The 15,421-nt window shown below is 68.1% G+C and carries 1 protein-coding gene; it reads right to left on the bottom strand.

Going from position 1 to position 15,421, the window contains the following annotated elements; translation table 11 throughout:
- Positions 1 to 17: 17 nt before the first annotated feature.
- A complete protein-coding gene (locus M5D76_RS05450) occupies positions 18 to 15,164 on the bottom strand; it encodes an InlB B-repeat-containing protein (RefSeq protein ID WP_248922390.1) in 15,147 nt (5,048 codons plus the stop codon).
- Positions 15,165 to 15,421 lie beyond the last annotated feature (257 nt).

Genomic DNA, 15,421 nt, shown 5'->3' with positions numbered 1-15,421 from the left:
CCCCGGAAGCTCGTCGCCTAACCGGCCATGACGGCCATCCAGCCCACGCCCTCGAAGTTCCAGCCGTTCCTCACGAGCATGTCGTTCTCGGCCTCGGAGGTCGTGAAGTTGTGGGTGCCCGACGCGGCGTAGGGGTTGTACTGGCGGAGCACCGGCACGTCGCCGGCGGAGCGCCAGCCCACGCCCTCGTAGTTCCAGCCCGCCGCCACGAGCGCGTCGCGCTCGCCGGGCGACGGCGTGTAGTGGTGGTCGCCGCCGTAGGGGTTGTAGAGGCGGTAGACGGGCTCTCCGCCCTCGATGGGCGCCCACCAGCCGACGCCCTCGTAGTTCCAGCCGACGCGGCTCAGGAACTCGCGCTCGCCGGGCGAGGCGGTGTAGAAGTGCTCGCCCGAGTAGGGGTTGTAGAGGCGGAACATCGGGATGGCGTCAGGCCTGTCGGGCACGACCTTGAAGGTGGCCTGCGCCGTGCCCGTCCAGTTGCCGGTGCCGGAGATCGTGACCGTCGCCGTGCCTACGCCCACGTTGGACTCGTAGGCGGCCTCGTAGTCGACGCCGGCGACGAGGGTGCGGCCCAGGGCCGTGACGTCGAGGGCGGGCTCGAGAGGCTCGCCGGTCTCCACCTGGTCGGCGATGGGCGCGATGGTCGCCTGCGCGATGTCGGCCGGGGCGACGGCGTAGGCGACCTCGATCGCGTCGGCCGGGTCGATCGTGAGGTCCTCCCAGACGATGTTACCGGGATCGAGGAGCCGGACGGTGGCCACGTGCTCGCCGGCGTCGGTCGCGCGCTCGCCCTCGGCGACGCAGAGCGCGTCGTCGAAGTCGACGCCGAGCTGGGAGGTGCCGTCGAAGACGAGGCCCACGAGGGCGGACGGGATGCGCGCCACGGCGGAGTCGATGGTCAACGTACCGTCCGCAAGCGTGACCTCGTAGCTGCCCTGGAGCCTCTCGCCGGTGGCATGGATGACGTAGGTGCCCACGTCCTCGCCGACGTCGCGCGTCAGCTCGTAGTCGACGGAGTCGGCACCGACGAGCCCGGTCACCGTGGCCGTGAGGTCAGGGTCCTCCTGGCCGAAGACCTTTGACTTGCCATCGGCGGTAACCGTGACGGCGGCACGATCGATGCGCACGGTCGCGTCGGCGGAGGTGTGCGTCTTGTAGTTGGGGTTTGTGGCGCGGGCGCGGACGGCGACGTCACCGTCGGTCGTCGCGGTGAAGGACGGGGCGTCCGTGGACCATGCGCCCTCGCCCACCTGGTACTCGACCACGGTGAGGGCGGAGCTGCGGGCGTCGACGCCGGTGACGTCGGCCGAGAGCGCGTGGGCGGCGCCGTCGTAGGTCCCCGCGTAGCCGGCGAGGCCCACAGCCATGGAGTCGGCCTGGTCAACCGTGAACGGCTGAATGGCCGTCGCCGTGCCGTCATAGTTGCCGCGACCGGTGGCCTGCACGTAGTAGGTGCCGGCGTCAACGACGTCGGTCGCGGGGTCGATCTTCTGGGCGCCGGCCGCGTCGGCGAAGAAGGTGAGCGTGTAGTCAGTGTCGGCCGAAAGCGGCGGCTGCGTGCCGATGCGAACGCTCACCTGGGGCTGGAGCGCCTCCCCCGTGTAGGTCAGGGGCTCGACGGCCACCGTGGCCTCGTCGAAGGTGGCCGGCGCGATCGTGAAGGAGGCGACCTGTTGCCCCGCGTTCCAGTTCGCGCTGCCCGCGACGGTGCCGCGCACGTAGTAGGTGCCGACCGTGGTCGGGGGCGTGGTGCTCGTGCTCGTGGGCGAGAAGGTGGGGGTCGACGAGAAGACGAACGTCGCCTCTCCGAAGGAGGGCGTCCCCACCGCCGTGTAGACGTCGCCGTAGACGGGCCGCGCGGGGCTCACGCCGACCGGCGGGTCCCAGGTGATGTCCGCGGGCACCACGCGGAACTCGGCCTGGGCGCCCGTGAAGCGGTAGTTGGGCGCGGAGAGGCCGTCGACCTGGGCGCTCACGACGTAGTCGCCCGCGTCGCTGCCCGCGTTGCACGTGAAGGAGAACGTGGGCTCGCCGGACACGCCCGCGCTCGCGCGGTCCTCGCCCGCCACGAAGCCCTCGAGGTCGTAGCCCTCGCAGGCGGGCTCGGAGCCGTAGGGGGCGCTCGAGGCGTGCGGGCGCACGACGAGCTCGGCGGGGGCGATGGCGGCGGCCGTGGACGCGGTCGCGGCCGTGAGCTCGTAGTTGGCGCTCGAGGGAAGGGCGGCGTCGAGAGCGAGTCCCGTGACCGTCGCGGCCACGGCGTCGCCGGCGCCAGGCGAGACGAAGGCGGCAGACAGCTTGGATCCGTCGAGGGCAAGCTCGTCGCCGGCGACCGAACCCGGGAAGGTCACGCCGGAGACGGAGGCCGTGGCTGAGGTCGTGCCGTCGTAGGTCTTGCTCTCGACCGACACGCCTTCGACGGAGACCGGGCGGCGCGAGATCGCCACCGGGAGCGTGACGGTGGGGAGCGCGTAGTTGGCGTTTGCGGGCGCGGCGGGGTCGAGGGCGAGGCCCGAGACGGTCGCCGTGCGGTCGCCGGAGCCAGCCGAGTCGAGCGTGCCCGAGAGCGGAGCGTCGGCAAGGCCCACCGTCTCGCCGGCCACTTCGCCGGAGAGCACGGGCGTGCCCGTCACCTCAACGACGGTCGTGCCGTCGTAGGCGCGCGGGGTCGCGGCGAGGCCGGAGACCGAAAGCTCGCGCGGGTCCACCTTGCACGATGCCGTGGCCTGGGCTCCGCCCTCCCCTGCCGCGATACGGTAGTTGGCGTTGGCGGGGTTGCCCGCCGCGAGCGCGACGCCCGTGACGGTGGCCGTGCGGTCGCCGACGCCAGGGGCATCGAGCGTCGCCGCAAGCACCGCGGCGTCGAGGGTCGGGCGCTCGCCCGCAACAGCGCCGGAGAGCGAGAGCGCGCTCTTCTCGACCTGGGACGTGACGTCGGTCGTGCCGTCGTAGGGGCGCGTGGCGACGCCTCCGTCAGCGACCACGAGCTGGAGTGGGGCCGGTGCGATGGCGTAGGTGCCGACGGCGAAGGAGGCATCTGCGCCCTCGGCGGGGGCGTAGTTGCCCAGGCCGTCCGCGCGCACGTAGTAGGTGCCCGCGGCGACCAGCTCGTCGGATGCGAGCGGCTGCGTGAGGGCCGCGTCGGCGAAGTAGGAGATCTCGTAGTCGCGGCCGGCCACGAGGGTCGTGGCCGAGCCGATCGACACCGTCACGGCCGGCGGCTGCGCGAAGCCGTTGTAGGTGGCGGGCGCAGACGACACCGTGGCCAGCGCGATGGTCGCGGGCTGGATGGTGAACGGGACCGTTGCCTCGGCGGCCTCCCAGTCGTCGCCGACGGGGACCTGGGCGCGCACGTAGTAGGTGCCCGCGGCCGTGGGTCGCTGGGACCCGAACGTGCCCGTCGCGGTCGCGCCCCACGTGACCTCGGGAGCGCCGTCCGACCACGTGGCGGTGGCGACGCCCTGGTAGGGATCGCCAAAGATGGGCGAGGCGGGGTCGGTCCCCACGGACTCGATGGCGTTGGCGGCGCGCGCGACGCTGACCGGGACGCTCGCGGCGGACGTGGAGCCGTCCTCCCAGGCAAGCAGCGTGGCGTCGACGTCGGGAAGCGACGCGGAGCCGAGCGAGCAGCTGACGTCGTAGGTGCCCGCATGCCTGACGAGCGCGTTTCCGCCTCCGTCGAGCTGGACGCCATCGGACTTGGCGGTGGTTCCCGCGCGCGGGGTGGGCGTGCCCAGCGTGTAGCCGGCGCCCGCGGCGACGGCCGTCTGCGAGGTGCCGTCGAAGGTGAGGGAGGTTGCGGTCGGAACGCTCACGCGCCAGCTCGCGCAGAGGCGCGTCGCGGTCGTGCCGCCGACGTAGGAGGTGGCGCCGCGCGTGGCGACGACCTCGCCTGGGTCGCCCAGGGCGGACTCATCGACGGCACGGGCGACCCAGCCGGCGAACGTCCAGCCGTGCTCGTTGACGGGCTCGAGGAGCTCGAGCGACTCGCCGAAGGCCACCGTTGCGGGCTGCTGCTGTCCGTCCGCGAGGCGGCCGCCGTTGGCGTCGAGCGTCACGTCGTAGGAGGCGGCCTGGCCGGTGAAGCTCGCGAAGTAGGTGATGTCGGAGCGCACCGGCAGCTCCTGGTTGTCGAAAGCGTTGCCCGACTCGTCGAGCCAGCCGGCGAAGGAGTAGGAGTAGTCAAGCCCGCCGGCGCGCTCGGGCGTGCCCGCAGGCGCCGTGGCCGTGGCCCCCCAGAGCTCGCTGGTCTGCGCGAACTGCGCGCCGTCCACGACCCAGCGCACGTCGAGCGAGACCAGGTCGTAGTAGAGGCTCACGACGGAGGAGCCGTCCTCTGCGACGAGAAGAGCCGCCGCCTGGGCCCCATGGGCGGAGTCGGCGTAGGTGGTTGCCGTCGTCGCGAGGGCGTGGCCCTCGGCGTCACGCGCCACGACGTCGATCTCGTCTCCGGGAATGCCCTGCATCTCGTCGACGTAGGTCGGCTCCGTCGGGTAGCCCGGCGCGTCGGAGAGCCCCTGTACGAAGTGGCGCACCGTGTAGCCGACCTTGGCCTCGCTCGTCTCCCACTTGGCGTAGAGCGTGGCGTCGGCCGTGAGCGGGCAGGTGGCGCCGGCCTCGACGCGCTCGCCCCAGTCGCCGTCGGCGGCGCCGTTTCTGGTCCACCAGCCGGCGAACGTGTAGCGGAACTCCTGGTCGCCCTTGGTGTAGGTGCGGTCGGGAGATGCGGGCAGCGACCAGGCGGCGGAGTACTCCTGGGCAAGCGTTGCCGTAGCGGACCCTCCGGCGAAGCTGCCGCCGTTGGCGTCGAAGGTCGCCGTCGCGGTCGCGTTGCGCACGACGATTCGCAGGTCGCGGGTGCCGCTGAAGCTGCCCTGGCCCTGGAGGCGCAACGTGTAGGAACCGGCGGCGCGAATGGCGTCGACGGCCGCGGAGCCGGAGCCGAGCAGCGTCGCCGTGTAGTCGGACATGTCACCCTCGCCCAGGTCGCGCGTGACCGCGGAGGCGGCGAGCGCCAGGTGCGGCGAGGGGACGATGTCGGCACCCGTGAAGGTGTAGGCATAGGCATTGGCGGAGGCGTCCCACGTCCCGTCGGTGAGCGTCGCCGTCACGGCGGAGTCCGAAAGGGCGCGCGGGTTAACCGTGAGCGTGCCGGGCGTGACGTCGAGCTCGTAGTTCGCGTCTGTGCAGGACGCCGTGAGGGTGCGCCCGTAGGTGCCCGCATCGGCATCCGCGGGCGTGTCGCACGCATAGGTCAGTCCGATGCTCGTCGCGGACTGGCCGGGCGCATAGGTGCCGGTGACCGTGCCCGTGATCTGGGGCGTCGCGTCGCCGTAGGTCTTGGTGGCGTCGGTCACCGCGACGGCGAGGCGGCGGCGCGCGATGGTCATCGCGCCGTCGATGACGGTCACGTCGTAGTTGTCATCGGGCGTGTAGGTCGGGCGGATCACATAGGTGCCGGCGTCCTGGGACGATGACGGAGAAGAGCCTGTGACGTCCATGCGAGTGGCCATCGGGGCAAGCGCGGCCGTCGCGGCCGCGGCGACCTCATCCGTCGGCGCGGCGACGGAGACCGTGAACGCGGGGTCGGTCGAGGCCGTGCCGTCGTAGGTCTTGCCCGTGGTAGAGCCGGAGATGCTCAGGGTCACGGGGACCGCGCTGATCGTGAACGCGCGCGACACCTGGCCCGTGAAGTTGCCCGTGCCCGTCGCGGTCACGCTCGCCTGCCCGGCGTTGACGTTGTCGCTCCAGGTCAGGTCGTAGTCGCGGCCCTCGTTGACCTGGTCGAAAACGAGGTCGCCCGTGTAGTCGACGAGAAGGGCGGGAGCGGGACGCTGCTCTTCTCCCGTGAAGCTCAATGGGGCGACCTCGGCGAGGCTGCCGCCCGAGATGTCGAAGGGCGCGACGCGGAAGGTGACGACGACGGGATCGCGCGAGCCGTCGTCCCACTCGTGGTTGTCGTCGAGCGTGGCCGTGACCTGGTAGGTGCCGGCCGTGGTCGCGTAGGCGGAACCGATCTCGGAGCCGTCGAGCCAGTACACGCCGCATCCCGTGGCGCCGTCGGGGGCCGCGGTGAGCGCGAGGTCGAAGCCCGTGGAGGCGGCGACGCCAACCTGCTCGGCGCCGTTGTAGACGAGCGTGCGCGCCTCGGGTCGCGCGATCTTGGCGCGGCCGATCTCGAAGTCGACGGACACCTCGCCGGCATAGCTGCCCTTGCCCCTCACGATGGCCCGCGCGACGCCGACGTTGACGTTGTCCGCGAAGCTGACCTCGTAGTCGGAGCCGAGCGCCAGCGTCGCGCCGGCATTCGTCACGACGACCGGCGGCGTGACGGGCTGGCCCGTGAAGCCCTGCTCGGCGATGGGCTGGACGTTGTCTGCGGTGAGCACGAGCTGCGTGACGGCGAAGGTCGCCGTGCCCTCGAGGCCCGCGTAGTCGTCGGTGCCCTCGAGCGTGGCGCGGACGCGATAGGTGCCCACCTCCGTCGGCGCGGCGTCGGACCAGTCGTCGCCCGTGAGCGGTGCGTAGGCGAAGCTGACGCTGGCGCCCGAGGAGGGCAGCGCGGGCGTGGCCTGGGGAGCGGGCGCGGTGCCGAAGCTCACAGAGGCGCACGAGGGCGGGGTCGCCCAGGAGTTGGATGCACGCTCGACGGTGGCGCGCACGATCTTCTCGGCCACCGAGCCGTCCTCCCACGTGACGTCATGGTCGGAGGCCGACAGGGAGGCCGTGACGTCGTAGGTGCCCGCATGGGTCGCGAGGGCGCCGCGGGAGGCATCCGTCGAGGCGCCGTCGGCCGAGCCCGTCACGGGAGCGATGGCAAGGTCGATGCCAGGGGCGGACGCGACGACGACCTGCGCGGACTCGTTGTAGGTGCGCGAGGTCGCGGTGGGGGTCGCCACGACCCAGGTCGCGACGGCCCGCGAGGCGGCGCTCCCCTGCACCACCACGTCTCCGGCGACGGAGGCTCCCGTGCCCTCGAGGCGCCAGCCCGCGAAGGTGTAGCCCGCGCGCTCGGGACGGCTGAGGGTCACGGACTCGCGGAAGGTGACGTCGGTGGCGCTCGCGTAGGTCCCGTCGCCGGCGGGGGCAAAGCCCGTCTGCGACCAGGTGCCGCCGTTGGGGTCGACCGTCATGGGGAACGCGCCGGCAGCGTAGGTCACCAGAAGCTCGTTGGCGCCGGTCGAGAGCGTGACGTTCGTGGCAGTCGTGCTCGCGTAGCCCGCGACGTCGGGAGGCGTCACCACGACGTCGGGCGAGCCGCTCGCCAGGCCGAGCGTGGCGCCAAAGGGCGCCGTGCCACCCGCGGGGTCGGCCACGGAGTTGCCGCTCGCGTCGACGAAGCGCGCCGTCCACGAGCAGGGCACGCGGTCGTAGTAGAGGTCGACGATGGTCGTGCCGTCCGCGCGGGCCGTGGACGTGTTCGCGTACGCCGGCGACTCCACGAACGACGAGACGAACGCAAGGCCCTCGGCGACAGGAGGAACGACGGAGATGGTGGAGCCCGCGTCGACCTCGCCGCTCTCGTAGCCGAGGCTGGGGTCCTCCACGTAGCTGGAGAGGTCGGTGCCGCCGGCCACGCTCTGGACGTATGCCTTGACCTTGAAGGTCGTGCGCTTGGGCGCGTACGTGAAGGACAGGGAGAGCGACATGTCGGAGACGCCGGGCGTCCCGAGGACGATCGTGCCCGCGTTGGCGTCGGAGGCGCTCGGGGTCCACGTGTAGGCATAGGTCGCGCCTCCGAGCTCGAAGCTCGAGGCAACGCGCGACAGCGTCGCGGTGTGGGCGGACTCGCCGGGCGCCGCGAGGTCGGTCGCCGTGACCGAGACGAGCTCGTAGCAGTCGTCGATGGGGGCGAAGGCGATGCGCTGCCCGCTCACGCTCGAGAGCCTCTCGGCCGAGGACGAGGGTGCGTCTGCCTTGGCCTCGGCACCGACGCCCACGAGGCCGTCGGTTGCCGTCGCGGACACGAACACGGTCTCGACCAGGCGCGCGGTGAAGGTGACGTCGCCGGTCACGCTCACGGAGGCGTAGTCGGCCGCCATGCCCGTGGACACGGAGCCGTCGGCGCACGTCATGCGATACGCCCAGCCAAGGAAGGTGTAGGCCCCGGTATCGACGGTGACGCCGGCAGGCACGGAACCCTCGAAGGCGACGCTCGCTCGACCGCCGGGGGCAGCCGTGCCGCCGTCGATGGTCGCGCCGTGGTCGGCCTCGAAGGTGGCCGCATAGGAGTTGCGCGTCCAACGGGCGAAGAGCCTGGCGCCCTCCGAGAGTCGACCGACGACGGTGGTGGCGTCGACCACGTTGCCCCACGGGGCGCCCTCGGCCTCGCCATAGGGATCCGAGGGCGTGGCGCCGTTGGCGTCGTAGTAGCCGGCGAAGGTGAAGCCCGCGAGCTCGGGCGCGGTGGCGGGAAGCGCCCACGCCTGGCCGAAGGCCTGGGTGACGGAGGTCGAGGAGGCGCCGCCGAAGCTGCCGCCGTTCGCGTCGAAGTCGACGTCATAGGCCTTGGCGACGACCGCGATCGTCGAGCGGGCCGTCCCCTCGTAGTTGCCCACGCCCGTGACGACGACGTCGTAGTTGCCCGTCGCCGTGACCTCGTCGAGCGAGGCGTTCCAGTCACGGCCCTGCTCCAGCACGCGCGGCGAGCCGCCGACGTCGAGCTGGACGCGGGCCACATTGACGCCCGAGCCCAGCGAAAGGGGCTGGCCCTCGAAATCGTAGCTCTTATCGGCGTGGTCAAGCTCCACGAGCGCGTCAGCGATGCTCATGGGAACGATCTTGAAGGCGCTCGAGGCGGCGCCGAGAAGATCGCCGTCCGCCGCGGTCGCGGTAACGCTCGCGGCGGCGACCACCTGGCCGGACGCGTCGCGCGTGACCTCGACGTTGTTTGCCCACGAGGCGGTGTAGGACGCCCGCGGTATCTCGTAGGTCCCGGCCTCGGTGACAAGCGAGAGCGAGGGGGCGGGCTCGGCCGCCGAACCACTGTAGGTCTGGTCGGGAATGGCCTGGAAGACGACGCTTGCGCCCTCTCCCGGGCTCGCGAGCGAGCGAGGCGCGATCTGGAAGGTGGCCTCCTGGGAGCCCGTGGTGTTGGCATAGGTGAAGTTTCCGCTCGGGATGGCCGTGACGCAGACCGTGGCCGTCCCCGCATGGACGTTGTCGCGCCACGTCAGCGAGTAGTCGGTTCCCTCGCGCAGCACGTAGAGCTGGCTCTCGGCATCGGTATAGGTGACCGAGGGGTGGGGGCGCTGCTCGAAGCCCGTGAAGGTGGCGCCATCCACGCTGATGTCGACGTCGTCGATGGAGAGTCGACGGACCTCGAACTCTATGACGCGGTCGGAGGTGGTGCCGTCGGCCCACATGGCACCCGTGGAGCGCGCGGCGTCCGAGAGCGTGGCGACGACGGCATAGGTGCCGGCGTCGGTCACGTAGGCCGCACCGGTGGCATCGACGCCATAGCCTGCCGTGGACGACGTCGATCCCGTGGGAGCGGGCGCACCGAGGGTGTAGCCAGGCGCGGCGGGGATGACCGTCTGCTGGTGGGAGCTGTAGGTGAGCTCAGCCGCCTGCGGGGCGGCCACGCGCCAGGTCGCCTTCACGCTCGCGTTGCCCGAGCCCATCGTGACCGTCGAGGAGCCCGAACCGTCCGCCACCGTCGTGGCGACGGCAGTGCCCTGGGCGTCCGTCACCTCCCACCCCGCGAACTCGTAGCCCTCGCGGGTGGGATCGGGAAGCGTCACGGTCGACCCAAAGTCGACGTCCGTGCGCGCGTAGGTTCCAGCCGTCGCACCTGGGACGAATCCCGCAGGAGCGGTCCAGGCGCCGTCGGCGCCGTTGAGGTCGACGTCGAGCTCATAGGCGTTGATACGCCACACGGCGTAGAGCGTGACCTCGTCCCCGTCGACGCGGGTGAGCCGGCTTACGGTGGCACCCGCCTCGAAGCCGGGATCCGGCTCCGTCTTGGTGTCCGAGAGCGACCAGCCCAGCAGCGTGTAGCCGTCACGATAGATGCCGTTCCTGCTCCACGTCGGAAGCTTGATCTCGGTCTTGAACTCATGCGACTCGGAGTTGTTGTAGCCGTACTCCTTCGAGTTGACCGAGCCTGCTCCCCCATTGTTGTTGAGCGTGAGGACGTAGGTGTTGGGCTTCCACTGCAGGTAGAGGTCGGTCGAGGAGCTTCCGGCCGGCTCGTTCGAGGCGGTGAGGGCCTGTCCGAACTCATAGGTCGTGCCCGACCCGTCTGGCTTGGTGTTCCAGGACAGCGCCTTGTAACCAGGGTTGTTCCAGAGCGGCGCCGAGATCGTGGCATACGACCCCGTCATCGCCTTGAGCGGCGAGCTCACAACAGAGGTGGCGTCGCCATCCTCCGAGTTGAGATGGTAGACGAAGTCGTAGGAGTTGTAGCGCGTGAGCGGACTCAGGTAGCCCTCGCGGCTGAGGGTCCTTGCCTTCGCATAGGTTCCGTTGACCTGGGCATTGCCCGCCTCGCCGGCATGCGAGGCAAAGGTCGAGGTGACCTGCGTTGATGGGCTGTAGTAGGTGCCCGTGAGGTTGGAGCAGCCCGTAAACGCATAGTAGCTACTGGAGCCGTATGCGATTGAGTTGGCGCACGCCGAGGCAGGAATCTGGGACGAGGTGTCGGAACAGAGAATCGTGCGCAGCTGCGAGCAGCCACCGAACATTCCCCTGGCATCAGTGATTGTCGAGAGGTCAAAGCCCGAGAGGTCGATCGTTTTGAGCTTTGAGGTACCCACGAACATGAGCCCAGCGTTCTCGACCGAACTGGCCACCACGCCGGTGAGGTTTAGCGAGGTGAGATTGGTGTTGGCCTCGAACATGCGATACATGTTGCGTACCGAGCTCATGTTGACGCCCGAGAGGTTGATGGAAGTGAGCGTCGGGTTGCTGCGGAACATGCACTCGGCCGTCGTGGCAGAGCTCATGTCGAGCGACGTGAGGTCGAGCGAATTCATGGCAGCCAGGGTGCCGAAGGCAAAGTCGAAGCTCTGCGTGTAGGAGGTGTTCAGGTAGGGCATGTTCTCGAACGTCGTGAGCTGTTGGAACTGGTTGAACCACAGTGCGATGCTGCGCGGCTGAACGTCCTTGAAAGTTGGGTCGAAGGTGATCTTCTTGACTCTGCCGATGATGGTTCTGGTATCGAAAAGCTTGTCGTTTCCCGATCCGCTCCCGGCCTGCTTCCACCAGGGAGCGGAGGTTGAGTTGCCGTTGTCCCAAGAGTCGATGCGCGAGGTGTTGCTGATGAAGTAGTCGACCTCCTGCCCGTTGTTCCGGACGCTGACGCCGCCGACGGTCGTCGCCTGGTCGCTCACGTAGCCGTCCCGCGCGATGATGTCGCGGTCGCTTGTGAGGCCCGCAAGCTTTGAGGCGTCGGCCGTGAAGGTCATGTGCGTGCACCAGCCATCCGCGTCCGGCTCGCTCAGGATGACGTAGTAGTCCTGGGCCCGCCCGTACTGGGCGTAGAGGGTCACGGGTCCGGCGCTCGAATTCAGGGTCGTGTCGGAAACGCGAATGCCGTCCACGGGCTTGGTATACCATCCCGCGAAGTAATAGTCGGAAGCGGGAGTGGGGTCGCTGGGAAGGATGTACTTGCTGCCGTAAGCCTCGCTACGCATGACCTGCGTGGACGACAGTGTCGTGAAGCCGCTGGTGGGCGTGATCGAGGCACCGCCATGCTCGACGTTGGCGTCGAATGTGATGTCGAAGCTCTTGGGACCCGCCCACACGGCATAGAGGGTAAGCTCGTCTCCGCTCACGTAGCTCAGCTGGCCGGCGCTCTCCCCCGGCAGCCATGTCGGCTCCGTCGCCGTAGGCGTGAGGGCCCAACCCGCAAGGTCATAGCCATCGCGCGAGAAGGCATTCCCCGGCATGGTCACCACGCCGTCCGCATAGGCAATCCCCGTCTGCGGGTCTGCCGAGCCGCGCCCCCCGTTTGCGTCGAAACGAACGTCGTAGGTGTTGGGCTCCCACATGAGATACAGGTCGAGGGTCGTGCTCGCAGCAGGCTCGTTGCCAGCCGTGAGCGACTCGTCGAAGGAGAGTGCGCTGCCAGAGCCATCTGGGGCCGTGTTCCAGCCAGTGGCGTGATAGCCCAGGCGCGACCAAAGCGCTCCCGCAACCGTTGCATAGCTTCCAACGGCAGACTTGAGCATGCATGACGTCGAAGTGCTCGTGTCAACCGCCGAGCCGTCGTTGATGTGATAGGTGATTTCGTAGGAGCAGTACTTGGTTGCCGGTGTGAGGTATCCGTCATTCTTGGTCGTGCACGCCTTGGAGTAGGTCTTTCCACGCTGGCTCGAGTCATAGGCGCGCTGGCCCACGACGGCGCCCGAGGCACTGTAGCATTTGCCCACGAGGCTCGTGCAGTTGTTGTACGTGTTGTCCGCACTCGTCGCCCCCCTCATGTCCGTGCCGTCGGCGCAGACGATCGTGGTGAGCTTCGTGCAGCCATTGAACATTGCCTTCGAGTTCTTTACGCCGGAGAGGTTGAAGCCCGAGAGGTCGAGGAAGGTGAGCCTCGGGCAGCTCTCGAACATCTCGCTCGTGTTCTCGGCCTTGGGGGCGACGACGCCACTCGTGTTGAGATGGGTCAGATTGGGACAATTGAAGAACATGAGGGAAAAGTCGATGACATTGGAGAGATTCCAGCCGGAGATGTCGATGCTCGTTGCCGCACTGTTCCAGAAGGCCCTCGTCATGACCCTGGCCGAAGACGTATCAAGGTTCGAGAAGTCGACGGTAGTCAAGGAGGGCGTGCGCGAGAATGCGAAGTCGAAGCGCTCGGCTCGTGATGAGTTGAGATACTCCACGTTCTCGAAGCCCGTGAGAGCATAGAACTGATTGAACCAGAGCCCAATGCTGCGTGGGGTGACATCCTTGAAGCTCGGGTCGAACGACACCGTGCGAATCTCGTTGCACATGGTAGTGGTGTAGTCAGTCGTCTTGCTACCCTGCTTCCACCATGGCGGCGAGGTGATGTTGCCATTGTCCCAGCTGTACAGGGCATCCGATCGACAGATGTAGTAGTCGACCTCTTGGACGTTCGCCTGGGTGACGGCTCCGTCACGACTGCGAATCTGCGCGTCGCTCACCAGTCCGGCCGTCATGGAGGCGTCGCCGCTGAAGACCATGCGGTCCTTGTGGCCGTCTCCGTCGGAGTCGTCGACGATGCAGTAGAAGTCCTGCGCCACGCCATACTGGGCATAGAGCGTCGTGTCCTCCGTGACGCGTACGACCGTCGATTCGCTCACGCGCTGGCCACCCTCGGGCTCGGTGTACCAGCCGCTGAAGTAGTGCGTGGAATCGGCAGCGGGCTGCTCTCCCGGAATGACATAGGTTGCGCCATAGGTCTGATTGACCTGACGAGACCATGCGCCGGCGCCGCCATGAGCCTGGTTGCCGTCGAACGTGACACGATAGGTGTTGACGTTCCACACGGCATAGAGCTTGACCTGGTCGCCGTCGATGAGCGAGATGTCACTCACCACCTGACCCGGCGTCCAGGCAGCCGTGGTCGCCGTCGGAGTGAGGGCCCATCCAGCCAGAGAGTATCCCGGGCGCGAGGTGGTGGAGGTGTCGGGCATCGTGAGCGAGTCGCCAAAGCCCGCATGGGCGGAGGCGGCCGTCGTGGTGCCACCGTTTCCGTCATAGCTCACGTCATAGGAGTTCTTCGACCACTGCTGATAGAGGTCGATGTTACCGGGAAGGTCAGCCTTGAGCCGCTCCCCCAGCGCATAGTCCTGCCCCGACCCGTCAGCGGCCGTGTTCCATTTGGTGACCGTATAGCCCGTCCGGGGCCAGATGGCGGAGGAGATCGTCGGATAGGACCCGCCGATGTCCTTGAGCAGGCAGCGCACCGTGCTCGTGAGATCCAGACCGTCGGCGTTGTAGTGGTAGGTGATCATGCGAGAACTGTTCTCGTCCGCTGCCGTGAGATAGCCTTCCTGAGACTTGGTGCGCACCTTGGCATAGGTCGCACCCGTATCACGCTTGGCGGCCCACGTCGTGGTAGAGCGGACGCCCGAGGCGTCCACGCCCAGGCCAACGAGCGCGCTCGTATTGTAGAAGGCGTTCGTGCAGTTGGCAGAGGCAAGCGTGGCCCCCTTGGGCGCAACGATGGTCTTAAGCTTGGAGCAGCCGTAGAACATGCTGTTGGCATTCGTGATCGTGGACATCTGCACGCTCGAGAGGTCGACGAACGAAAGGCTGGAGCAGCCGTAGAACATGCTTGAGGCGTCCCTCAACGAACGCATGGTCATGCCCGTCGTATTGAGCGAGCTCAGCGACGTGCATCCATAGAACATGCAGGTCGCGGTCGTGGCGGCACTCATGTTGACACCGCTCAGGTCAATGGAGGCGAGCTTGGGCGAGGCGCGGAACATGTGGCTCGTGTCGGTGGCGCCGCTCATGTCGAGCGGCGAGAGGTCGATGTTGGTCACGACCGGGAGGAACGAGAACGCAAACGAGAAGTTCTTGGTGTACGTCGTGTTCATGTACTCCATGTGCTCGAATGTCGTGAGCATCTTGAACTGGTCGAACCACAGGCCGATCGAGACCGGCTGCACGTTCTTGAAGCTCTGGTCGAAGCGGACGACCGTGATCTTGTTGATCATGGGCTTGGTGTCATCGTTTGTCTTGGAACCCTTCTGCTTCCACCAGGGCGGCGACGACAGGTTTCCGTTGTCCCACGAGTAGTTGTCCCCCGTGCTGCAGATGTAGTAGTCGATGTCCTGGACGTTGTCCGCCGTGATGGTGCCCACAGACTGGTTGGAGGTCCCCGTCGCCATCGCGGGGTCGGCCGTGAACGTCATGAGGTCACGCTCGCCATCTCCGTCCGTGTCCTCGACCACGACGTAGAAGGGCTCGATCTTGCCAAACTGCGCGTAGAGGGTCGCAGGCGGGTTCGCACCGACGACGTCACCCGCGTTGATGCGAACGCCGCCAGATTCCGCAGAGTACCAGCCGGCAAAGAAGTAGCCGGACTTGGTGGGGTCAGTCGTGGGCATCTTCCAGCCCGAACCCTCGGTCTGCGTGATGGTCGCGAAGGTGGCGGATCCGTTCTTGAAGGTGACGCTCTTGGTCGCAGCCTGCGGGCTCAACGTCGCGGCGGCACCCGAGCTCTGGACGACGGCGGCTCTGGCCACACACGGGACAAGGACGCCCGCGACGACGATGAGAATCACGGCTATCGCACGTGCAAGGCGATGGTGCGGCGCGCAGCTGTGCATGACGGTACTCCCCGGTTGCATGAAGCCACGTTGATGCATCGTTTGAGCTGCGTTGATGTCATTTACAGTTCATCAAGAACGTACCATAGAAAGAGCACGTCACGCAGGTCATATGTGGCAGGCGGCATGACAGACCATGCCAGTCGCACGCATGCCCGACCACGCGCCTCGCC

It is taken from the genome of Olsenella intestinalis (assembly GCF_023276655.1).
Taxonomy (GTDB): Bacteria; Actinomycetota; Coriobacteriia; order Coriobacteriales; family Atopobiaceae; genus Olsenella_J; species Olsenella_J intestinalis.
This window is presented reverse-complemented; position numbering and strand designations above follow the sequence as displayed.